The organism is Mycobacterium sp. 852014-52144_SCH5372336 (genome assembly GCF_001665615.1).
Taxonomy (GTDB): Bacteria; Actinomycetota; Actinomycetes; order Mycobacteriales; family Mycobacteriaceae; genus Mycobacterium; species Mycobacterium neumannii_A.
Window position 1 is genome coordinate 26,597 of record NZ_LZSW01000037.1, and the last position, 21,801, is coordinate 48,397.

Here is a 21,801-nt window from a genome sequence, read left to right on the forward strand (position 1 = left end):
ATGGCCTCGACTATGGCGTCCACCACGGCCGCAGCGGCAGTCCGCCGTCATAGCCGTCGCGATCCAGCTTGACCGCCAGGACCTGGTGCAGCTGAACGACATTCGTCTCGAAGCCCAGGCGCGAGCCGGCCATGTACAGACCCCACACCTTGGCCGTCGCCAGCCCGACCTCGGCCACGGCCTCGTCCCAGTGCTCGACCAGGTTGCGGCACCAGTCGCGCAGCGTCAGCGCGTAGTGGTGACGCAGGTTCTCCTCGTGGACCACCTCCAGGCCGACGTCCTGCGCCTCGGTGATGATGCGTCCGGAACCGGTGAGCTCCCCGTCGGGAAAGACGTAGCGGTCGATGAAACCGCCTGCGGTGGAGCCGGTTCGGTTGTCCGGTCGGGTGATGCAGTGGTTGAGCAGCAGCGCGCCGTGACGCATCTTCGACTGGAGGAACTCGAAGTAGGCGGGATAGTTGTGCACGCCGATGTGCTCGGTCAGCCCGATCGAGGACACCGCGTCGAAATCGGATTCACGCACATCGCGGTAGTCGGCGTGACGGACTTCGGCCAGATCCTCGAGCCCGTCGCGAGCGATCGCCTCTCGTGCCCAGGACGCCTGCTCCTTCGACAGCGTGACCCCGAGCGCCTTGACCCCGTGCCGCGCGGCGTAGCGAACCATGCCACCCCACCCGCAGCCCACGTCGAGTAGGCGGTCGCCCGGCTTGAGGCGCAGTTTCTCGAACACCACTCGGTACTTGTTCTCCTGGGCCTCTTCCAGCGTCGACCCGCTGTGCGGATAGCACGCGCACGTGTAGGTCATCGACGGGCCGAGCACCCACTCGTAGAACATGTTGGAGACGTCGTAGTGGTGATGGATCGCCTCGGCATCACGAGTCTTGCTGTGGCGCAGACCTTCTGCGATTCGACGCCACCGCGGCAGCGCCTCCTGCGGCGGCGGCGCGATCGGCTTGAGATGCTCGATGCCGATGGAGCGCACGATCTGGGCGAGCACCCGTGCCGGCGGACGTCTGAAGTCCATCTTGTCGGCGAGCGCCCTGAGCAACTCGTAGGGATCGCCGGGATGCACACCGTGTGTGGCCAGATCGCCCGACACGTAAGCCCGGGCCAGTCCCAGATCCCCAGACGCAGTAGCCAGATACGTCGTACCGCGCGGCGTCAACAGCTCCAGGCCGAGCGGGGCGTCCTCGGGTCCGGCCGTGCTTCCGTCGTAGGCGCTGAAGCGCAGCGGCAGGTTTCCACCGGCGAAGATTTCCAGAATCTCGGCCAGCGTGAGCTTTCCGGCCGGCGCCTGTGCCGCGTGTTCCTTGAAAGTCGTCATCGTCTCTGCACCGCCTTTGCATAAAGATCGAGCAGCCGTGAATCTGGATCGTATGCCTTCTTCACGATCTTGTAGGTTTCACCGCCGTACAGATCGTCGAACTCTTCGCGGCTGTAATACGAATCCGAGTACAACGATTTGTGACCGTCGAGTTGGCCGACCTTGTTTTCGATCAACCTGTTGGTATGCCCCTCGCCGGGGCCGACCGGCACCGACGACCAGAACCCGACGTTGACGTAGGTGTGGTTCGGCCGAAGCGGGTACAGCGGCCACGCACCGTCTGACCCGGCGTCATCGCGAAGCCGCAACGGGCACAGCCAGATCGGTTCGATCGGAACATTGTCGAGGAACCAGTGCAGGAACTCCGCGACCCGTCCGACCGGCACCTCGACGTCTTGTACGACGCGTTCGCGCGGCGGTCGCCCGTTGCGCTGCTCGATCCGGTCGGCGATGTCGAACCGCTGGTCGAGCGCGATCAGCTTCCAGTAGAAGCTGCTGCGCCGGTACCGACGTGGCCACCACCGGCGGATCCGCGGATCCTGGACGCCGAACGCCCGTGAGCACCAGAACCAGTCGGTGTCCCAGCGCCACAGGTAGTCGTGGACCGTCAACCGGTCGTGCTTCTCGGCGCCGTCGTGCTGTATCGAGCGGTAGTAGATCTGCTGACCGGTGTAGTCGCTGACGGGCCCGGGTGTGGTGGTCTTGAATCCGAGTGTCAGGTAAGCCTCGTCGGCGGAGAACACCACACCGTCGAGGTAGTCGACGGGAATACCGTCGTAGCCGCGCGTCTCGACGATGCGATCCATCGCGGCGACGAGGTCCTCGATGGTGTTGAACCGCAGGTGGCGCAGCGCGACGAACGGTTGCACGGATTCCAGCTCGATCTTCAATCGAACCGAATAGCCCAACGTGCCATAAGAATTCGGAAACGCACGGTACAGGTCGGTGTTCTGCTCCGGTGACGCGGTGACGACATCGCCGGTGCCGGTGAGGATGTCCATCTCCAGCACCGACTCATGTGGCAAGCCGTTGCGGAACGACGTGGACTCGATGCCGAGCCCGGTGACGGCTCCGCCGAGCGTGATCGTCTTCAGCTGCGGTACCACCAGCGGCGACAAGCCGTATGGCAGCGTCGCGGCGACCAGATCTTCATAGGTGCACATACCGGCCACGTCGGCGGTGCACGCATCGGGGTCCACAGCGATGACACCGGTCAACCCCGAGACGTCCAAGCCCTTCGCGGTGGTCTTGGCCCGCGCGCGGAACAGGTTCGACGTGGGTTTGGCCAGGCGAACGGTGGCATCGGGCGGAATCGCACGGTAGCTGTTCAGCAGCCGCTGCACGCCCGCGGCATGAACAGCCCGTGCGTCGGTTCGGGCAACAGACACGGATATACGCTAGTCCGCGGTCGCGGGCGATGCGACCGCATGGAACTTCTACCAAGGAGCGTGCACCCGATGGGACAGGTCAGCGCATCGAGCACCGTCTTGATCGACGCGGCACCGGAGGCGGTGCTCTCGGCCGTCGCGGACTACGCGAACGTGCGTCCGAAGATCCTGTCGCCGCAGTACAGCGACTACAAGGTGGTCGAGGGCGGACAGGGCGCGGGCACGGTGGCCAGCTGGAAGCTGCAGGCGACCAAGTCGCGGGTGCGCGACGTCAAGGCCGAGGTCGACGTGGCCGGTCACACGGTCATCGAGAAGGACGCCAACTCCTCGATGATCACCAACTGGACCGTCGCGCCCGCCGGTAACGGGTCCTCGGTGACGGTCAAGACGTCCTGGCAGGGCGCGGGCGGGATCGGCGGCTTCTTCGAGAAGACGTTCGCGCCGCTGGGGCTGCGCAAGATCCAGTCCGAGGTGTTGGAGAACCTGAAGAAGCACCTCGAGGGATGACGCCTTGACGGGTGGATTCCACGCACCTGACTGATGCGTGCGATCAACCCGTTAGAGGCCGCTGGAGGCTTAGGTCGACCCCAGGAACCCCGCGATGCCGCGTACGACGGCCTCTGCGTACTTCTGCCGCCCTTCTGGGGTCTTCATCAGCGCCGAGTCGACCGGGTTCTTCATGTTGCCCAGCTCGACCAGGATCGACGGGTACTGGGCCAGGTTCAGCCCCGCGATGTCAGAGCGCGGGTTGAGCCCGTTGGAGCCGATGTAGGTCGACGGCACGAACCCGGAGGCCTGCAACTGGTCGCGCATGATGCCCGCGAACCGGGGAGACGGCCCCGCCTGCGCGTCGTTGAGCGGCGGGGACGAGTACAAGACGTGGAATCCGCGCCCTGTCGGCGGGCCGCCGTCGGCGTGGATGCTCACGATCGCGTTGGGTTTGATCGAGTTCGCGAGCGCCGCGCGTTCGTCGACGCACGGACCCAGCCCGGTGTCGTCGCCGCGCGACATGGCGGTGCGCACACCCAGCGCGTGCAGGGCTTGCCGGACCCGCAGCGTGGTCTCCCAGGCGAACGTGTGCTCGGCGTAGCCGTCCTCGGTGGACGTGCCGCTGGCCTGGCAGTCCTTGGTGCCCCCGCGGCCGGTCGGCACCTGCTTGCTGATCGAGGCGTCGTTGGCGCCGTTGTGACCGGGGTCGAGGAACACGATCTTGCCCGCGATGTTGGCGGGCGCGGCCGCGGCCTCGAAGGCGGGGCTGACGAGCGTCGATGCGGCGACGAGTAGTCCGGTCGCCACCGCGGCGCAGCCGCGCAATGCTCCAGTGGCGCCGACACGCAGGCGGGCAGGCACGGCCGCCACCGTAACCGCAACGACGACTACGCTGAAAGCTCAAACGGCCGCGAGCCGAGGACAGAAACCAAGTCGAGACCGGACCGCAACTAAGACGCAAGGGGACCACTCATGCAACCGCAAGGCCAACCCGATATGTCCGCGCTGCTCGCGCAGGCCCAGCAGGTCCAGCAGCAGCTGATGGAGGCGCAGGAGGCGCTGGCCAACGCCGAGGTTCACGGTCAGGCCGGCGGCGGCCTGGTGCAGGTCACGATGAGGGGCAGCGGCGAGGTGATCGCCGTGTCGATCGACCCGAAGGTCGTGGATCCCGAAGACATCGAGACCCTGCAGGATCTCGTGGTCGGCGCCATCTCCGACGCCTCCAAGCAGGTCACCATCCTTGCGCACGACCGGCTCGGGCCGCTCGCGGGCGGGATGGGCAACCTCGGTATCCCGGGAATGTAATTGTTCGAGGGACCCGTCCAGGATCTGATCGACGAGCTCGGCAAGCTGCCCGGCATCGGGCCGAAGAGCGCTCAGCGGATCGCCTTTCACCTGTTGTCGGTGGAGCCGCCCGACATCGACCGGTTGACCGCCGTGCTGAACAAGGTGCGCGACGGGGTGAAGTTCTGCGCGGTGTGCGGCAACGTCTCCGACGACGACCGCTGCCGCATCTGCAGCGATTCTCGGCGCGACGCATCCCTGGTCTGCGTGGTCGAGGAACCGAAAGACGTGCAGGCCGTCGAGCGCACCCGCGAGTTCCGCGGGCGCTACCACGTGCTGGGCGGCGCCCTGGATCCGCTCTCCGGGGTGGGGCCCGAACAGCTGCGAATCCGCGAGCTGCTCAACAGGATCGGTGAGCGCGTCGATGGGGTGGACGTCACCGAGGTGATCATCGCGACCGACCCCAACACTGAGGGTGAGGCGACGGCGACGTATCTCGTGCGCATGCTGCGCGACATCCCGGGGCTCACCGTCACGCGGATCGCGTCCGGTCTGCCGATGGGCGGTGACCTGGAGTTCGCCGATGAGCTGACGCTCGGCCGCGCGCTGGCCGGCCGACGCGCGATGGCATAGCCGAGGAAGGAAGTTCATGCCGGACGACGAATTCAAGGTCGAGGTCGAACTCGGCAGCGCCGAACACCAGCTGTCGTTCTGGGACAAGCTGCGAACGTTGGACCTGGACGACGACGCGCGCAAGCGGCTCGGATCGCGAGTCACCGTCACCCGCGACGGCGATCGCATTCAGCTGTACACCACGACCTTGGCCGACGCGCAGGAGGCCGAGCGCACGGTGCGCACGTTGGTGGCCGACGACGGCCTGGACGCGAAGTACGCCCTGAGCCGGTGGGACGCCGCGAGTCAGGAGTGGGTGGACCCGGTCAGCGGGCAGGAGGTGCCCGACGACGCGCCGGAGGTGCCGCCCCCGGATCCGGGCTACGTGATCCTCGAGGCGTACAAGCCCGAGTTCCTGCGCGATCTCGGGCTGTAACTTTCCGAGCCGCGAAATTGCATTCCCGCAGGCCTCTTCTCGCACTTTCGCTGCTGGAATGCCATTTCGCGGAACGTTGTCGACGGCCGCGGGCGGCCGACTCAGACTCGCCGGGGTGCGGCGAGTCGTTCGCGTCGTAGCTGTTCGACCTCGTCGATCTTCAGGGGCGCCAGCTCACCGACCACCCGGCTCAGCAGGTGGTCGGCCAGCTCCGGATTGCGGGCCAGGCACGGACCGTGCATGTACGTTGCGACGACGCTGCCCTGCACCGCACCGTCGAAACCGTCACCGTTGCGGTTGCCCGCACCCTTGACGACCTTGCCGAGCGGGCGTGCCTCGGCACCGAGAACGGTTCCGCCGCGGTGGTTTTCGAAGCCGGTCAGCCGCTGTGAGAGCCCAGCGAGCAGCGGTTCGGACAATACCTCGCCGATCGTGCGCGTGTCCTGCGGTGAGGTCGTGACATCGAGCAGGCCGACGCCGTCGACGCGTTCACCCGACGAAGTCTCATACCAGTGCCCCAGCACCTGGATGGCCGCGCAGATCGCCAGCACCGGCGCACCCCGCGCGGCCGCCTGTTGCAGTCCGGGATACCGCAGCAGGTGCTTGGTCGCCAGGCGCTGCGCGTAGTCCTCCGCGCCGCCGAGCGTGTACAGGTCCAGCTCCGAAGGCACCGGGTCGTCCAGCGTGATCTCGACGATCTCGGCGTCAAACCCGCGCAGCCGCAGGCGTTGTCGCAACACGACGGAATTGCCGCCGTCACCGTAGGTTCCCATCACATCGGGCAGCACCAACCCGATGCGCACCGCCGACTCACCCACCGCGACGCTCCAACGCCCGGTTCAACTGCAGGAACGCGGTGTAGTTGGCGATCACCTCGACGTGTCCGGGCGGGCACGACGCGATCGCCGCGAGGGTGTCGTGCACCAGCGTGTGCCCGACACCCGCGTAACCCAACCGCACCGCGAGGTCGGTGCCCCGCTCGCCTGCGGCCACCACGTGGGTGTCCTCGAAGTGCTCGAAGCGGACGTCCCACAGCCATGACAGGTCCTCACCGTCGGGCACCTGGCCGTTGACCGAGATCACCACGCCTGCACCGTGTTTGTCGACCATCGACAGCGCTTCCTGCCAGCCCGCCGGGTTCTTCGCCAACAGCACCCGCGCGGTGTGCTCGCCGAGGCGCACGGTGCGGTAGCGTCCGGCGACCTCGTCGACCTCCGATACCGCGGCCACCGCAGCCGCCGGATCGGCGCCCATCGCGACCGCCGCCGCCACGGCCTGTGCGGCGTTGCCGCGGTTGACCGAACCGGGCAACGACAGCGTCATCGGCAGCGAAAACCCGTCCGGCCCATAGATGTTGGTGTTATCGAACCACCAGTGCGGACTGGGCCGCTTGAAATCGGTTCCGGTGGAACGCCAGTCGCGGCTCTTACCGCCGTCGCGCAGGATGATCTCGCCGGACCGCGGGCAGCTGACCGAATCGTTCGCCCAGCTTCCGCCGGCGGCGACCCACACCACGTTCGGGCTGTCGTATGCGGCCGAGGTCATCAGCACGTCGTCACAGTTGGCGACCACGACGGCCGACGGGTGACGGGACAGTCCGGCGCGCAGGGTGCGTTCGATGTGGTTGATCTCGCCGACGCGGTCCAGCTGATCGCGGGACAGGTTCAGCAGCACGATCACCTTCGGATCGACCGCCTCGGCCACATGCGGGACGTGCATCTCGTCGACCTCGAGGGCAGCAAGGGGTGCCTCCCGTGCGGCTGCCAGCGCGGCCACCAGCCCGGCGTCCATGTTCGCGCCGGTGTCGTTGGTGGCGACGTTCGAGTGTCCCCGGCCTCCCGGCTCGGCGGGGGCGATGGTGCGCAGCGCCGCGGCGATCATCCGGGTGGTCGTCGACTTACCGTTGGTCCCGGTGACCACCACGGTGCGACGGCCCGCGCCGAGCTGGCGCAGCAGCGACTTGTCGAGCGCCAGCGCGACCAGCCCGCCGATCATCGCGCCCGCACCGCGCCCGGTGACCCGCGACGCCCAGCGGGCGCCCGCGCCGGCCCCGAGGGCGAGCCGTCCACGTGTCGTGACCACCCCGGCAGTTTAGGTAGCCGACACGCTGACGGGCGATTCGGCGAGGTCCCGGCTTTGTCACACCACCGTGCGATCCTGACGACGTGGGCCTAACGGACGCCGGAGATCACCGGCCGAGCGGCTCTGACGCCGAGAATCGGCCGGGCTGGGGCCGGCCGGCGGAACACGCCGGACCAGGCTGGGCGGTCGTCGACGTGGAGACCTCCGGGTTCCGACCGGGGCAGGCCCGCATCGTCAGCATCGCCGCGCTCGCCCTCGGCGACGACGGCAACGTCGAACAGAGCCTGTACAGCCTGCTCAACCCGGGTGTCGACCCGGGCCCGACCCACGTACACGGTCTGACGGCCGACATGTTGGAGGGCCAGCCGACGTTCGGCGACATCGTCGACCACCTCGTCGAGCTGCTCGACGGCCGCACGCTGGTCGCGCACAACGTCGGCTTCGACTACTCGTTCCTGGCCGCTGAGGCCGAGTTGGTCAACCGCGAGCTGCCCACCGACACCGTGATGTGCACGGTCGAGCTGGCGCGCAGGTTGGACCTGGGCACCGAGAACCTGCGGCTCGAGACGCTGGCCGCGCACTGGGGGATCAGCCAGATCCGGCCGCACGACGCCCTCGACGACGCCCTGGTGCTCGCTCAAATCCTCAAACCGGTGCTCGTGCGGGCGCGGGAACGCAAGGTCTGGCTGCCGGTGCACCCGGTATCCCGCAGGCGCTGGCCCAACGGCGTCGTCACGCACGACGAGCTGCGCCCGCTCAAGGCGGTCGCATCCCGCCTTCCGTGCCCCTACCTCAACCCCGGCCGGTACGTCGCCGGGCGACCGCTGGTGCAGGGCATGCGGATCGCGCTGTCGGCCGAGGTCGAACGCACCCACGAAGAGCTCATCGAACGGATCCTGCATGCCGGGCTCGCCTACACCGACACCGTCGACACCGAGACCTCGCTGGTGCTGTGCAACGAGACCCAACCCGCTCAGGGCAAGGGCTACCACGCCAGGGAGTTGGGTGTCCCGCTGGCCTCCGACGCCGAATTCATGCGCGGGATGATCGACGGCGTCGTCGGCGGTACCGGGATCGACGACTTCTACGACGCCACCCTCGCAGGCGACCAGTTCGCGCTGTTCTGAATGGCAGACCATCGCATCGTCCTGGTGGACGTCGCCACCGCCTCGGCCCTCGCGCAGGTGCTGCCCGTGCTGCTGCTCACGCTCACCGTCGAGCTGAGGCGGACCCAGCTGCACCGGACCCAGCCCCGACTCCTGCTCGGCGGCCTGTTCGTGGTCTTCGCCGTCGTCGAGACGGTCCTGGTGCTCTCGATCGACGGTTCGCTGATCCCGTTCCAGTGGTTCGACCTGGTGTCGGCGCTGGCGATCCTGGGTCTTCTCGCGGTCATCTTCTGGATGTCGCTCGTCGACTCACCTCGACGCGAGTGACCCAGAAGCGCGCCGTGACGCCGGTTGACCGTTAGGCGTATCGGTGTTGTGAACCGGAGGCTGATTGCCTTCCTCAGCTTGGGGTCAGCGTGCGGCCCTGTTGACCGCCGAGACCACCGCCCGCAGCGATGCGGTGGTGATCGACGTCGCGATGCCGACACCCCAGACGGTCGTTCCGCCGATCGACGCCTCGACATAGGCCGCGGCTTGCGCTTCTTCACCCGCCGACAGCGCGTGCTCGGAGTAGTCGAGCACCGACACGTCGAACCCGATGGCGCCCAACGCATCAACGAACGCGGCCAGCGGACCGTTGCCCGCGCCGACGATTTCACGCTCGACGCCGTCGACCATCACCACCGCCTCGATGGTGTCGGTGCCGCCATCCACCTCCGCTGCCGTCACCTTCTGGCGGATGCGTTCGAGTGGACGGATCGGCGCCAGGTACTCCTCGGCGAAGACGTCCCACATTTCCTTCGGGGACACCTCGCCGCCCTCGCCGTCGGTGATCTTCTGGATCGCCTGGCTGAACTCGATCTGCAGCCGCCGCGGAAGGGCCAGACCGTGATCGGCCTTCATGATGTAGGCGACGCCGCCCTTGCCGGACTGCGAGTTCACCCGGATGACGGCCTCGTAGGTGCGACCGACGTCTTTCGGGTCGATCGGCAGATACGGCACCTGCCACAGGATGTCGTCGACATCCTTGTCCGCGGCGTCGGCGTCGACCTTCATCTGGTCCAGGCCCTTGTTGATGGCGTCCTGGTGGCTGCCCGAGAACGCGGTGTAGACCAGATCGCCGCCGTACGGGTGGCGTTCGTGCACCGGCAGTTGGTTGCAGTACTCGACGGTGCGACGGATCTCGTCGATGTTGGAGAAGTCGATCTGCGGGTCGACGCCGCGCGAGAACATGTTGAGCCCCAGTGTCACCAGGCATACGTTCCCGGTGCGCTCGCCGTTGCCGAACAGGCACCCCTCGATCCGGTCGGCGCCGGCTTGATAGCCCAATTCGGCTGCGGCAACGGCGGTTCCGCGATCATTGTGCGGATGCAGGCTCAAGATGATGCTGTCGCGGGGGGCCAGGTGCCGGTGCATCCACTCGATCGAGTCGGCGTACACGTTCGGGGTCGCCATCTCTACCGTCGCGGGCAGGTTGACGATCAGCGGCGCGTCGGGCGTCGGCTCGATGATCTCGGCGACGGCGTTGCACACGTCGACCGCATACTCCAGTTCGGTGCCCGTGTAGGACTCCGGCGAGTACTCGAACCGCCACTGGGTGCCCGGATACTTCTTGGCTTCCTCGACGCACATCCGCGCGCCGTCGGTGGCGATCGCCTTGACCGCGTCGCGCTCGGCGCGGAAAACCACGCGCCGCTGCAGGATCGACGTCGAGTTGTAGAAATGCACGATCGCGCGGGGCGCGCCTTCGCAGGCCTGGAACGTCCGCTCGATCAGTTCCGGGCGGCACTGCGTCAGAACCTGGATGGTGACGTCGTCGGGGATGACGCCTTCGGTGATGATCTCGCGGACGAAGTCGAAGTCGGTCTGGCTGGCCGACGGGAAGCCGACCTCGATCTCCTTGTAGCCCATGCGCACCAGCAGGTCGAACATGCGGCGCTTGCGTTGCGGGCTCATCGGGTCGATCAGCGCCTGGTTGCCGTCGCGCAGGTCGACCGCACACCACATCGGCGCGGAGTCGATGACCTTGTCCGGCCAGGTGCGGTCGGCCAGCGTGACCGCCTCGACCTCTTCGGCGAAGCTGCGATACCGGTTGATCGGCATCGCCGAACCGCGCTGGGTGTTCCACGGCGGCTGGCCGGGATTGGGCGGGCCGGACGGCTTGGTGATCTGGCGGACCGACGAGAACGCGTCAGGTGAGTCCGGTGATGGTTTCGAGAACGTGGTCACGGTATTGCTCCGGGAGTTTGAAGGGGGACTCGACCGGCGCATCGCGAACACCCGCGACGGGAAGCCGGTCTGATCAGACCCCGTCGCGGCTGCCGAGAAGGAGCACCCGCTGCACGTCGCACACTGTACTCCGCACCCGCGAGCGCACCAAAATGCGAATCCGCTAGACCTGCGTGACCTCTGTGACGAATCCGGCGCTGGCTAGAGTTGCGGCGGTGATGACTCTTGATCGGCGATGGTGGGTGGCGATCGCCGTCGTCGTGATCGCGATCGTGGCCCTGGTCTACAGCCAACTGCAGCAACCGCCCGAAGAATGCCGTCCGGTGCTCGATTTCCTCGAATACAACAAGCAGCAGAACGACCTGATCAGCTCGAAGAGCGAAGGGGCCGAGGGGCCGCCGACCGCGGCCGAGGAGCTGGCCTACCGGGAGTGGGCCAACGGGCTCTCCGAGCGCGCACGCAAGATTGACACCCCCGAGCTGCGGTTCACCGCGGTGGAAATCGCCGATCTCGCCGGCCTGTTCGTCCAGAAGATGCCTCAGGCGCGCGCGGAGACGGAGTCCCCGGCGCCCGGTGCGCCCGCGCCGCAGATCTACTACGAGATGTCGGCGCTCGACAACCAGTTGCGGCGCAAGCTTGCCGAGCTGTCCGAGGCCTGCACCAACTGAGCACCTCCTACGATGCGGGGCATGTGCACCCGCGTCGTCTACCTCGGAACCGATAACCGCAACATCACCGGTCGCTCCATGGACTGGAAGTCGGAGATCCAGACCAATCTGTGGGCGTTGCCGCGCGGCGTCCGCCGAACCGGCCAGGCCGGCCCCGACTCCGCCGAGTGGACGTCGAAGTACGGCAGCGTGGTCGCGACCGGCTACGACATCAGCACGACCGACGGTGTGAACGAGGCCGGACTCGTGGTGAACCTGCTGTGGTTGGCCGAATCGGTCTATCCCGCCCAGACCGCTCCGGGTCCCGCGGTCTCGTTGGCGCTGTGGGGTCAGTACGTGCTCGACAACTTCGCGACGGTGGCCGAGGCCGTGCAGGCGTTGAGCGCGACGCCGCTGCGGGTGGCCACCGCGCAGGTGCCCGGCGAGGAGCGGATGGCGACGCTGCACCTGGCGATGTCGGATGCCGGCGGCGACAGCGCGATCGTCGAGTACATCGACGGCGAGCAGGTCATCCACCACGGCAGCCAGTACCGGGTGATGACGAATTCGCCGACCTTCGACAAGCAGCTCGCGATCAGCGAGTACTGGAAGCAGATCGGCGGCACCGTGATGCTGCCGGGGACCAACCGCGCCGCGGACCGGTTCGTGCGGGCGTCGTTCTACATCGACGCGGTGCCCAAGACCGACGACCCCCTGCTGGCCGCCGCGACGGTGCTCAGCGTCGTCCGCAACGCGTCGGTGCCGTACGGAATCTCCACACCCGACGAGCCGAACATCTCGACCACCCGCTGGCGCACGGTCGTCGACCACAATGCGCTGCGGTACTTCTTCGAGTCCGCGCTCTCGCCGAACACGTTCTGGGTCGAGCTGGGCAACCTCGACTTCTCACCCGGCGCCCCGACGCTGCGGCTGCCGCTCGGCGAAGGTGAGAAGACGATCTATGCCGGCGATGCCAGCGCGAACTTCGAGGAAGCCGACCCGTTCCCGTTCCTCGGAGTGCCCTGATCGCCGACGGTTCCTGTCGGGCCCACCACGGGCGAAAGAAATCCGGTGCGCACAGCCCTTATCCTTGTTGGGATCCTTCCCAGCACTTGAAAGGCTTGATCAGTGGCGCTCGTCGTGCAGAAGTACGGCGGATCCTCGGTTGCCGACGCCGAGCGGATCCGACGCGTGGCCGAGCGGATCGTCGAGACGAGGAAGCAGGGCAACGACGTCGTCGTGGTGGTCTCGGCGATGGGCGACACCACCGACGAACTGCTCGACCTCGCCAACCAGGTGTGCCCCGCGCCGCCGCCACGCGAGATGGACATGCTGCTGACGGCCGGTGAGCGCATCTCCAACGCGCTGGTCGCGATGGCCATCCACTCGCTTGGCGCGCAGGCCCGCTCGTTCACCGGTTCGCAGGCCGGCGTGATCACCACCGGCATCCACGGCAACGCGAAGATCATCGACGTCACCCCCGGCCGGCTGCGTGACGCGCTGGACGAGGGTGTGATCGTCCTGGTCGCCGGCTTCCAGGGCGTGAGTCAGGACAGCAAGGACGTCACGACGCTGGGGCGCGGCGGCTCCGACACCACCGCCGTGGCGCTGGCCGCGGCGCTGAAAGCCGACGTCTGCGAGATCTATACCGACGTCGACGGCATCTTCACCGCGGACCCGAGGATCGTGCCCAACGCCCACCACCTCGACCAGGTCAGCTTCGAAGAGATGCTGGAGATGGCCGCCTGCGGCGCCAAGGTGCTGATGCTGCGCTGCGTGGAGTACGCCCGTCGGTACAACGTGCCGATACGCGTGCGCTCGTCATACTCGGACAACCCCGGCACCCTGGTGACCGGATCAATGGAGGACATTCCCGTGGAAGACGCCATTCTGACCGGAGTCGCACACGACCGCAGTGAGGCCAAGGTCACCGTGGTCGGTATCCCCGACGTGCCGGGTTATGCCGCCAAGGTGTTCCGCGCCGTCGCCGACGCCGACATCAACATCGACATGGTGTTGCAGAACATCTCCAAGGTCGAGGACGGCAAGACCGACATCACGTTCACCTGCCCGCGGGACAACGGCCCGGCCGCGGTGCAGAAGCTCAGCTCGCTGCAGAGCGAGATCGGTTTCACCGGCGTGCTCTACGACGACCTCATCGGCAAGGTGTCGCTGGTGGGCGCCGGCATGAAGAGCCATCCCGGGGTGACCGCCAAGTTCTGCGAGACGTTGGCCGAAGTCGGGGTGAACATCGACCTGATCTCCACCTCGGAGATCCGGATCTCGGTCCTGGTCAAGGACACCGACCTGGACAAGGCCGTCGCCGCGCTGCACGAGGCGTTCGGCCTGGGCGGCGACGAGCAGGCCATGGTGTACGCGGGGACGGGACGATAATGGTCAATCTAGGTGTTGTCGGCGCGACCGGTCAGGTCGGCCAGGTGATGCGAACGCTGTTGGAAGAAAGGGACTTTCCGGCGACCAGTGTGCGGTTCTTCGCTTCGGCGCGGTCGCAGGGCAAGAAGCTCTCCTTCCGCGGTCAGGAGATCGAGGTCGAGGACGCCGCGACCGCCGATCCCGCGGGACTGGACATCGCGTTGTTCTCCGCAGGGGCGACGATGTCGCGCGTGCAGGCGCCGCGGTTCGCGGAAGCCGGTGCGATCGTGGTCGACAACTCCTCGGCATGGCGCAAAGACCCCGACGTTCCGCTGGTGGTCAGCGAGGTGAACTTCGCGCGCGACGTGCGGGGCGTCACCCTCAAGAAGGGCATCATCGCGAACCCGAACTGCACCACCATGGCCGCGATGCCGGTGCTCAAGCCGCTGCACGACGAGGCGGGTCTGGTGCGGATGATCGCCTCGACATATCAGGCGGTTTCGGGCAGCGGCGTGGCCGGTGTCGAGGAGTTGTTCGATCAGGCCAGCGCGGTGGTGAACAGCAGCCGGGACCTGGTCGCCGACGGGTCCGCGGTGGATTTCCCCGCGCCGTCGAAGTACGTGGCACCGATCGCGTTCAACGTCGTTCCGCTGGCCGGGTCGTACGTCGACGACGACTCCGGTGAAACCGACGAGGACCAGAAGCTGCGCAACGAGACCCGCAAGATCCTGGACATCCCGGACCTGGCGGTCAGCGGTACGTGCGTGCGGGTCCCGGTGTACACGGGCCATTCGCTGTCGCTGAACGTCGAATTCTCGCAACCGCTTTCAGTGCAGCGGGCGACCGAGTTGTTGGGTGCGGCGCCCGGCGTGACGCTCGTCGACGTCCCGACGCCGCTGGCCGCGGCCGGTGCGGACGACTCGCTGGTCGGACGCATCCGGCAGGATCCCGGCGTGCCCGACGGGCGCGGGCTGGCACTGTTCGTGTCCGGGGACAACCTTCGCAAGGGCGCGGCACTCAACACGATTCAGATCGCCGAACTGCTGGCCGCCGAACTCTGACGCCGCGGCGAGATTGCAACCACGCAGACAAAGTGCGAGTAACCGTCTGCATGAGTGCAATCTCGGTGGTGCTGGGCGTCCTGTCCGCAACGCCGGCCGCCGCTCAGCCCGCCCCGGTGCCCGATCCAGTGCTGCCGGCGCTGGCGCCCGGCCAGGTGATCAGGATCGGTCCGACGGCCGGAACCGGCACCCCGACACGCGATTACGGTATCGGCGCCACCGATCTGTGCGAGTTCATGGAGTTTCCCAGCGGCATCCTGCAGGTGTGCGGCGACAGTTTCGCCGGACAGGGGGTCGGCTACGGAGGGTGGTTCTCACCGATCGCGTTGCACGTCGAGACGGAGTCGATCGATGACCCGGGTGGTGTGCGCTACGACGGCGTGACCGGCACCGACCGTCCGCTGCTGGCCGATCCGACCCCTGCGGGCATGTCCCAACTGCCTGCGGGTATCGTCCAGATCAACCGGCAGAACTACCTGATGGTCACCACTGTGCGGGAACTTGACCCGGAGACGTCGCGGCTGGTGAAAGCCGACCCGGCACAGGGGAACTGGCCGACGCTGCCAGACTCCGAGCGCGCCGCGTCCTACGCCGAGGGCAGGCAGTCGCAGATCAGCGGCTACTACGACCCGATTCCGCGCACCGACTCCGAAACCGGGTGGGTGTACATCGTGGCCAACAACTTCGACCGCAGTGCGCCGCTGGTGCTGTACCGGGCCACTCCCCAGGACTTCGAGGACCGGTCGAGTTGGCAGGGCTGGTCGGCTGATTCCGGTTGGGGCAACCCGCCGACGCCGCTGTGGCCGGACGCGGTCGGCGAGATGAGCATCCGCCAGATCGACGGCAAAGCCGTGCTGTCGTACTTCAACGCCACCACCGGGAACATGGAGATGCGGGTGGCCAACGACCCCACCGGGCTGGGCACCGCGCCGGTGACGACCGTCGTCGTGGCGTCCGAATGGCCGGATCCCGCTGACCATCTCGGCCCTCCGGAGAGCAACCGGCTGGCCCAGCCGTACGGCGGCTACATCTCACCGGGTTCGACGCTCGACGAGGTGCGGGTGTTCGTCAGTCAGTGGAACACCGGACCGCGCGGCGGGGCGCCGTACCGGGTGATCCAGTTCGCGGTCAACCCGTTCAAGCCCTAGTCAGAGGGATCTTCTCAGCACTCCGTCCGCAGTGCGTCCGCAGTACGCTGACCCCGTGGGGCGGGTGCTCTTGGGGGCGGGGACAAAGAACTACGCCCACCCCCGGCAGCCAGCCGCCGATGATGAAGGAACTCCTGTGTGGTGGGGTTTTCATCCAAGCGCGTGACCGCGGCCCCGGCGTGTACGGGTGTCGAGGTGTTTGCATACGATGCCTTCCAAACCGAGTTGCACGATGCGGCGAGCACCGTTGCCGGGTCCGTATTGGTCCACGTCGTGGAAAGCAGATTGTGCGGCCAGTTCCGCTCGAAGCGATATCCCGAATCGGGCGGCATATGCCTGGCGGGTGAGATCCTTGCTGCTGAACGAAGGACGTCGAACACAAAGAACGGGCCGGCGCCTTCTCAGGAGTTCGACAGAAGGTCGGCGGTTCTGCGGCACCTCCGCTGCAATCGACGAAACGAGGGAACGCCCGCCTCGTCAAGTGCCACGATCTCGCCGTCGAGGACTAACCGTTGGCCGCAGTCTGCGGGCGCGGCGCCGATATCGGGGAAGGTGCGGGTGATGTCCGCACCGTTGCGGCTCAGGATCTTGACTGAACCTCCATCGACTACGGCGATGCCGCGCTGGCCGTCGAACTTAGCTTCCACTGCCCACCCGTCGAACGGAGTGGGCGGGTTGCCGTGCGTGACAAGCGTCGGCTTCAGGAGATCGGCATTCGGTCTGGTTGCAGCCTGGGTCACCCCTGCGTTGATCGCGGGTAGGTTTGTGTTCGCTCAAGCTTTTGATCGAGTTCTCGAACTGATTCGGTGAGGGGGTGACTCCCCTCGGCGAGGGTTTGGGTGGATGGATTGGTGGAGTCTCGAGCGACTTGGCGGAACTTGCTGCCCGCAGAAGTCGCCCAAGGGCTGCGTTACTCACGGGCCGACTGTATGAGCCCGCCCCGACAGCACGGGGTAGGCATTTGCCCACGGCTCCTTAGGCGATAGTCGAGGCGTTGATCATGATTTATTGTTGAATGCAAAGTCACTACGGCATATCGCCTGGTCAGGATCTAATTTGCTTTTTGACGTATAGGGAAATCCCTGATTCCTCACAGCTTTTTCTCAGCGAGACTGGAGCGGTTAGCTGCATTCGCAGCGCTTCGGTCGTGGTGGAGGGTCTGGCATGGGGTATGGGCGGTATGTCGGGCGGGTCGGCACATTGGCTGTGGCGTTGGGGGTAGGGTTCGCCATCGCGTCCTCACCGGGGCCGGCGTGGGCCGAGGAGGGCAGCACCACCGGCGCTTCGGGCGGCGGGGGTGAGGACACCTCGTCGGTGGACACCAATCCCGCGACCATCGAGACCGGCAGCGAGCCTGAAACTCAGGCCGGTAGCGGCGGTGGTGATCCGGGTGACCCGGGCGGGGCCGGTTCGGGCACCACCACAACGACGACGACGGATAGTTCGAGCACCACAGTGATCGGGGGCGGCGGGTCACCGCAGGTGACGATCAGCGCCTCGACAGTCACCTCCTCAGGCAACTCGACCCAGCAGACCGCCAAGTCGAACACCGCGACAGCGACTGCGCAAGCTACCCCGACCGCTGAAGTGGAACCGACTGGTGCGCCCGAGATCCCGAGCTACACACCGCCAGTAGTAGAGCCGACGCCTACGGTGGCACCGACGCTGAGTGTGGAGCCGGCACCGTTGTCGTCAAGCGTGCCTGGCCCCAACCCGCTGCCATCGACAGCACCCGACGGCAATGAGCTACTCGAGAGTCCCGGTGACGGTGATCGGCAGCTGGCGGGGACGCGGAAGGGCGCGGTCGAGGATACCGCGGGGTTGAACGCTTTCGACGGCGCTGCCTCAGGCGTCGAGGAGTTCGGGTTGCGGATGTCAGACCCGAACGAGGCCAACGGAGTTGATGGGAACCAGCCTCTGATGGCAGCCAACTTCTCGACCGGGCTGACGGCGTTGGATGCCCCGGCACCCGCGCCGGCACCCGCGCCGGACCCGATCGAGGCGATTATGGTGTTCACCGGTTCGATCATCAGCCAGGCAATTGAGGCGGTCACCGCGGCGTTGGCGCCGATCTTCGGTCCCGGCGCGCCGCTATACAACTCGGTGGTGTGGGGGGCGATCGAGGCGGTGCGCCGCCAAACCAACCAAGCCTGGAACAACTCCACCCCCGTGCTGGATTTGCAGACCACCGGCCAACAAGACCCAGATGACCGCGAAATTCACGGCACCCTCGGCGGATCCGACGCCGACGGGGACCCCCTGACCTACAGCGTGCCCACCACCGGCGCGGGCGCGCCCACCAACGGCGCCGTGACGATCGATGCCGCGGCAGGCAAGTGGACCTATAAACCCAATGACGGGTACAGCGGCGCCGACAGCTTCACCATCACCGCCTCCGACGCCGCAGCGGGCTACCACATCCACGGTGTGGGTCAATCGCATACAGGCAGTGACACCATCACCGTCACCGTCGCTCCGCCCGCCGCCCCGAACCGGCCGCCGGCGGCCAATGACGATGCGGTCAGCGTCGCCGAAGGTGGCACGTTGGCGGCGATCGCGGTGCTAGCCAATGACACCGACCCCGACGGCAACACCACGATCAAAGCTTCCACGGTGACGGTGCTCGACGGGCCGCACTACGGCAGCGCCACAGCCAACGCCGACGGCACCATCAAATACGTGTCCAATGGTGCTGAGGTGCTTGCCGATTCGTTCACCTACACCGTCCAAGACGCCAGCGGCGCCATCAGCAACACCGCCACGGTGAACGTAAACATCACCCCGGTCAACGACGGAGGCCCGGTCGCCGTCGACGACGAAGGAGCCACCCTGCGTGAAGACACCGAGGGCACCGTCCTGGCCGCGCTGTTGACGATCAATGACACCGACCCCGACCGCGACCGGCTGAGCGTGACCGCGGTCAGCAACGCCCACGGCGGCACCGTCAAGTTGGAAAACGGAACCATCACTTTCACCCCAACTCTCGACTACACCGGCCCGGCCAGCTTCGACTACACGGTCACGGACGGCGTGCTGTCAGATGTCGGCACAGTCACCTTCACCATCACCCCGGTCGACGACGCCCCTGTCATCCAATCGGTGACGGCTAGTGCGCCCGTAAGCTCCTCGGGCGCAATCACGTACACCGTGACCATCACCGACGCCGACACCGACCTGGCAGCCCTCGACGTGACCACCACCCAACCACTCGACGGCACCGGCACGGTTTCCACACCCGTGTATGACCCCACCACTCACACCTGGACATTCACATACACACCTGACCCACAAGAACGCCTCGACGCCTACACCACCGCCGCGGTCGAACGGGACCACTTCGCGATCAACGTGATCAGTGGCGGACAGGCGCAGGACGTCGAACCGGTCGTCGCGGCAGTTGCGCCCGCGCGCGCCGCCGTCACCAACACCGCCACATCCCCAGCAGTCGTCGGCCTCTATTACACAGGAGTGGTGCTCGGCGCGGACGGCACCGCCGCCCAAACCACATACACCAGCGACCCCAGCTCAGCGAGCTACCAGACAACGGTCACGGTGGTCCATCCCGACGGCACCACGAGCATCATCGGACCCGTCAACGGTGCGCCAAGCTACTTGGCGGTCGCCGCGGACGGCACCGTCTATCAAATCCTGCGCACTGGCGACGGCAGCACCGCGAATCCTCACCGGACGACGGTGATGGTGGTCCATCCCGACGGCACCACGACTACGACCGATCCCGTAGACGGCTGGTCGACCAACTCCGTGGTGGTCGGCGCTAACGGCATGGCCTACCTAACCACGTTCACCGACGGCGGCAGCGCCGCGAACCCCTTCCAGACGAGGGTGACGGTGGTCCATCCGGACGGCACCACGACCACCACCGAGCCCGTTGACGGCTATCCGAGCGGCGGTGTGATGGTCGCCGCGGACGGCACCGTCTACCAAACCTTCTACACCGGCGACGGCAGCGCCGCGACTCTCGACGAAACGACGGTCATGGTGATCCATCCTGACGGCACCACAACCGCCACCGAACCCGTCGACGGCCTGCCGTCCGGCAGTCTAGTTGCCGGCATGGGCGGCACTGCCTACCAGACCGTGACGGCCTACCCCTACCAGACGACGGTCGTGGTGATCCATCCCGACGCCACTACGAGCAACGTTGGACCCGTAGACGGCTGGTCGAACGGACGGGTGGTGGTCGGCGTGGACGGCACGGCGTACCAATCCATTGTCATCGGCACCGGCAGCGTCGCGAACCACCGGACGAAGGTCGTGGTGATCCATCCCGACGGCACCACAACCATTACCGAACCCGTCGAAGGCTTTCCAATCGGCAATCTGGTGGTCGGCGCGGACGGCACCGCCGCCCAAACAACGCGCACTGGCGACGGCAGCGCCGCGAACCCCTACCAGACGACGGTCACGGTGATCCATCCCGGCGGCACCACAACCACCACCGAACCCGTCGAAGGCTTTCCAATCGGCAATCTGGTGGTCGGCGCGGACGGCACCGCCGCCCAAACCACATACACCGGCGACGGCAGCCCCGCGAACCCCCTCTGGACGACGGTCATGGTGGTCCACCCCGATGGCTCCACGAGCGTCATCGGACCCCTCGACGATTCGCCGGGCGCCAGTCTGGTGGTCGGTGCAGACGGCACCGTCTATCAAACCTTGCGCACTGGCGACGGCAGCGCCGCGAACCCCTTTCAGACGAGGGTGATGGTGGTCCATGCCGACGGCACCACGACCACCACCGAACCTGTCGACGGCTTGCCCCGCAGCAATACAATGGTCGGCCCCGACGGCAGCGCCTACCAGACCATCTACACAGGCGACGGCAGCGCCGGGGATCCTCGCCAGACGACGTTGACGGTGGTCCATCCCGACGGCACCACGACCACCACAGAGCCCGTTTTCGGCTTGCCGGGAAGCCTGGTCTTCGGCGCCGACGGCACCGCCTACCAAACCTTCCTCACCTACAGCAGCAACGCCGGGGTTCTCGATACAACGACGGTCATGGTGATCCATCCAGACGGCACCACGACCACCACCGAACCCATCGACGGCTTGCCGCACGGGGGTGTGGTTGTCGGCGCAGACGACACCGCCTACCAAACCACCATCACCGGCAGTGGGAGCGTGACCGAGCCCTTCGTCATTTCCGTCTCGCGCATTTCGGTAGCCCGACCTCACGCAGTTTCGGTGTAACGGCGAATCCCGACCGGCCAGCACACAGTGGGATGGCCACAGGTTAACCACCCAGAAAATGCGAACCAACGCACGACCCCGGGTGACGCGGATGCGTACGACAAACCGTTTCGGGCATAGGACTCACGCTTTCCTCGGCAGAAACGTGGCCGGCCCCTAGAGCAGAGGCGCGGCTATCCGAAAGACGCCGCTGGGTCGCGTAGCTACTTCCCGTCCGCAGAGGGTCCGCAGTGTATTCGCGAACCACTGATTGCCACCCTCGCGGCCAACACGGCTGACCTGCAACGGCTTCTACTGTCAACAGCACCAAGCTAACCAAATACCCAGAAACGGGTTCGCGGTCAACCCCTTCAAGACGCTTCGGCGCTGTCCGACCACTCACTTCCATACGCGGCAGCGAAGTCGCTG

The 21,801-nt window shown here is 66.7% G+C and carries 19 protein-coding genes; 12 read left to right on the forward strand and 7 right to left on the reverse strand.

Features of this window, described 5'->3' with window-relative positions; genetic code table 11:
• Positions 1–10 precede the first annotated feature (10 nt).
• Positions 11–1,324: a class I SAM-dependent methyltransferase gene (locus tag A5759_RS07675; protein WP_068195897.1), complete on the reverse strand. Its 1,314-nt coding sequence runs from the start codon at positions 1,322–1,324 to the stop codon at positions 11–13.
• Positions 1,321–2,712 (reverse strand): FAD-binding oxidoreductase, encoded by a 1,392-nt coding sequence (locus A5759_RS07680; protein ID WP_068195900.1) that lies wholly within the window; start codon positions 2,710–2,712, stop codon positions 1,321–1,323. The genes A5759_RS07675 and A5759_RS07680 overlap by 4 nt, the downstream gene beginning before the upstream one ends.
• A gap of 69 nt (positions 2,713–2,781) precedes the next feature.
• Between A5759_RS07680 and A5759_RS07685 the strand changes: the two genes are divergently transcribed.
• Positions 2,782–3,219, forward strand: coding sequence for an SRPBCC family protein (locus A5759_RS07685; RefSeq protein WP_068195903.1), 438 nt, complete (start codon positions 2,782–2,784; stop codon positions 3,217–3,219).
• Positions 3,220–3,288: 69 nt separating this feature from the next.
• Here A5759_RS07685 and A5759_RS07690 read toward each other — a convergent pair whose 3' ends face one another.
• The gene (locus A5759_RS07690; protein ID WP_068196112.1) at positions 3,289–4,062 is read right to left on the reverse strand and encodes an Rv3717 family N-acetylmuramoyl-L-alanine amidase; all 774 of its coding nucleotides are present in this window, start codon (positions 4,060–4,062) and stop codon (positions 3,289–3,291) included.
• 111 nt (positions 4,063–4,173) lie between these two features.
• Here A5759_RS07690 and A5759_RS07695 point away from each other — a divergent pair, with 111 nt between their 5' ends.
• The 3 genes from A5759_RS07695 to A5759_RS07705 are packed head-to-tail and all read left to right on the forward strand — an operon-like array spanning position 4,174 to position 5,533.
• The gene (locus tag A5759_RS07695; protein ID WP_064419215.1) at positions 4,174–4,506 is read left to right on the forward strand and encodes a YbaB/EbfC family nucleoid-associated protein; all 333 of its coding nucleotides are present in this window, start codon (positions 4,174–4,176) and stop codon (positions 4,504–4,506) included.
• Entirely contained in the window at positions 4,507–5,118 is a 612-nt protein-coding gene (recR, locus tag A5759_RS07700) for a recombination mediator RecR (protein WP_064397861.1), read from the forward strand. It begins immediately after the preceding gene.
• A gap of 16 nt (positions 5,119–5,134) precedes the next feature.
• Positions 5,135–5,533, forward strand: a complete 399-nt coding sequence (locus A5759_RS07705) for a hypothetical protein (RefSeq protein WP_068195906.1) — start codon at positions 5,135–5,137, stop codon at positions 5,531–5,533.
• A 101-nt stretch (positions 5,534–5,634) separates the two neighbouring features.
• On the opposite strand, the gene A5759_RS07710 is transcribed toward A5759_RS07705, so the two are convergent.
• Together A5759_RS07710 and A5759_RS07715 are read right to left on the reverse strand one after the other, a co-directional pair.
• On the reverse strand, positions 5,635–6,351 hold the full coding sequence (locus A5759_RS07710; protein ID WP_068195910.1) for a type 1 glutamine amidotransferase: 717 nt from the start codon (positions 6,349–6,351) through the stop codon (positions 5,635–5,637).
• The gene (locus tag A5759_RS07715; protein WP_068195913.1) at positions 6,344–7,615 is read right to left on the reverse strand and encodes a Mur ligase family protein; all 1,272 of its coding nucleotides are present in this window, start codon (positions 7,613–7,615) and stop codon (positions 6,344–6,346) included. The genes A5759_RS07710 and A5759_RS07715 overlap by 8 nt, the downstream gene beginning before the upstream one ends.
• Before the next feature lie 83 nt (positions 7,616–7,698).
• On the opposite strand from A5759_RS07715, the gene A5759_RS07720 reads away from it, so the two are divergent.
• Positions 7,699–8,742 carry a DEDDh family exonuclease gene (locus A5759_RS07720; RefSeq protein ID WP_068195916.1) on the forward strand — a complete coding sequence of 348 codons (1,044 nt, stop codon included), beginning with the start codon at positions 7,699–7,701 and terminating at the stop codon, positions 8,740–8,742.
• Complete coding sequence (locus A5759_RS07725) at positions 8,743–9,048, forward strand: hypothetical protein (RefSeq protein WP_068195919.1); 306 nt, start codon at positions 8,743–8,745, stop codon at positions 9,046–9,048. It abuts the gene before it with no gap.
• Between the two features lie 84 nt (positions 9,049–9,132).
• Here A5759_RS07725 and leuA read toward each other — a convergent pair whose 3' ends face one another.
• A complete protein-coding gene (gene leuA, locus A5759_RS07730; protein ID WP_231984583.1) occupies positions 9,133–10,992 on the reverse strand; it encodes a 2-isopropylmalate synthase in 1,860 nt (619 codons plus the stop codon).
• Between the two features lie 176 nt (positions 10,993–11,168).
• Between leuA and A5759_RS07735 the strand changes: the two genes are divergently transcribed.
• From A5759_RS07735 to A5759_RS07755, 5 genes are all read left to right on the forward strand, one after another.
• Complete coding sequence (locus tag A5759_RS07735; protein ID WP_068195925.1) at positions 11,169–11,618, forward strand: hypothetical protein; 450 nt, start codon at positions 11,169–11,171, stop codon at positions 11,616–11,618.
• Positions 11,619–11,639: 21 nt separating this feature from the next.
• A complete protein-coding gene (locus A5759_RS07740; protein ID WP_068195928.1) occupies positions 11,640–12,623 on the forward strand; it encodes a linear amide C-N hydrolase in 984 nt (327 codons plus the stop codon).
• A 102-nt stretch (positions 12,624–12,725) separates the two neighbouring features.
• Positions 12,726–13,991, forward strand: a complete 1,266-nt coding sequence (locus tag A5759_RS07745) for an aspartate kinase (protein ID WP_064416014.1) — start codon at positions 12,726–12,728, stop codon at positions 13,989–13,991.
• Positions 13,991–15,031: an aspartate-semialdehyde dehydrogenase gene (locus A5759_RS07750; protein WP_068195930.1), complete on the forward strand. Its 1,041-nt coding sequence runs from the start codon at positions 13,991–13,993 to the stop codon at positions 15,029–15,031. The genes A5759_RS07745 and A5759_RS07750 overlap by 1 nt, the downstream gene beginning before the upstream one ends.
• A 50-nt stretch (positions 15,032–15,081) precedes the next feature.
• Positions 15,082–16,179 carry a DUF4185 domain-containing protein gene (locus A5759_RS07755; RefSeq protein WP_068195932.1) on the forward strand — a complete coding sequence of 366 codons (1,098 nt, stop codon included), beginning with the start codon at positions 15,082–15,084 and terminating at the stop codon, positions 16,177–16,179.
• A 401-nt stretch (positions 16,180–16,580) separates the two neighbouring features.
• Here A5759_RS07755 and A5759_RS26310 read toward each other — a convergent pair whose 3' ends face one another.
• Positions 16,581–16,919 (reverse strand): hypothetical protein, encoded by a 339-nt coding sequence (locus A5759_RS26310; RefSeq protein WP_231984584.1) that lies wholly within the window; start codon positions 16,917–16,919, stop codon positions 16,581–16,583.
• 424 nt (positions 16,920–17,343) lie between these two features.
• Between A5759_RS26310 and A5759_RS07770 the strand changes: the two genes are divergently transcribed.
• Complete coding sequence (locus A5759_RS07770) at positions 17,344–21,393, forward strand: Ig-like domain-containing protein (RefSeq protein ID WP_082962042.1); 4,050 nt, start codon at positions 17,344–17,346, stop codon at positions 21,391–21,393.
• Positions 21,394–21,801 lie beyond the last annotated feature (408 nt).

Excerpts from the sequence above, each read along its gene's own strand:
- A5759_RS07755 (WP_068195932.1), top strand. The coding sequence starts at position 15,082 with ATGAGTGCAATCTCGGTGGTGCTGGGCGTCCTGTCCGCAACGCCGGCC.
- A5759_RS07685 (WP_068195903.1), top strand. The coding sequence starts at position 2,782 with ATGGGACAGGTCAGCGCATCGAGCACCGTCTTGATCGACGCGGCACCG.
- A5759_RS07750 (WP_068195930.1), top strand. The coding sequence starts at position 13,991 with ATGGTCAATCTAGGTGTTGTCGGCGCGACCGGTCAGGTCGGCCAGGTG.
- A5759_RS07675 (WP_068195897.1), bottom strand. The coding sequence starts at position 1,324 with ATGACGACTTTCAAGGAACACGCGGCACAGGCGCCGGCCGGAAAGCTC.
- A5759_RS07740 (WP_068195928.1), top strand. The coding sequence starts at position 11,640 with ATGTGCACCCGCGTCGTCTACCTCGGAACCGATAACCGCAACATCACC.
- A5759_RS07735 (WP_068195925.1), top strand. The coding sequence starts at position 11,169 with ATGACTCTTGATCGGCGATGGTGGGTGGCGATCGCCGTCGTCGTGATC.
- A5759_RS07770 (WP_082962042.1), top strand. The coding sequence starts at position 17,344 with ATGGGGTATGGGCGGTATGTCGGGCGGGTCGGCACATTGGCTGTGGCG.
- leuA (WP_231984583.1), bottom strand. The coding sequence starts at position 10,992 with ATGCGCCGGTCGAGTCCCCCTTCAAACTCCCGGAGCAATACCGTGACC.
- A5759_RS07705 (WP_068195906.1), top strand. The coding sequence starts at position 5,135 with ATGCCGGACGACGAATTCAAGGTCGAGGTCGAACTCGGCAGCGCCGAA.
- A5759_RS07725 (WP_068195919.1), top strand. The coding sequence starts at position 8,743 with ATGGCAGACCATCGCATCGTCCTGGTGGACGTCGCCACCGCCTCGGCC.
- A5759_RS07695 (WP_064419215.1), top strand. The coding sequence starts at position 4,174 with ATGCAACCGCAAGGCCAACCCGATATGTCCGCGCTGCTCGCGCAGGCC.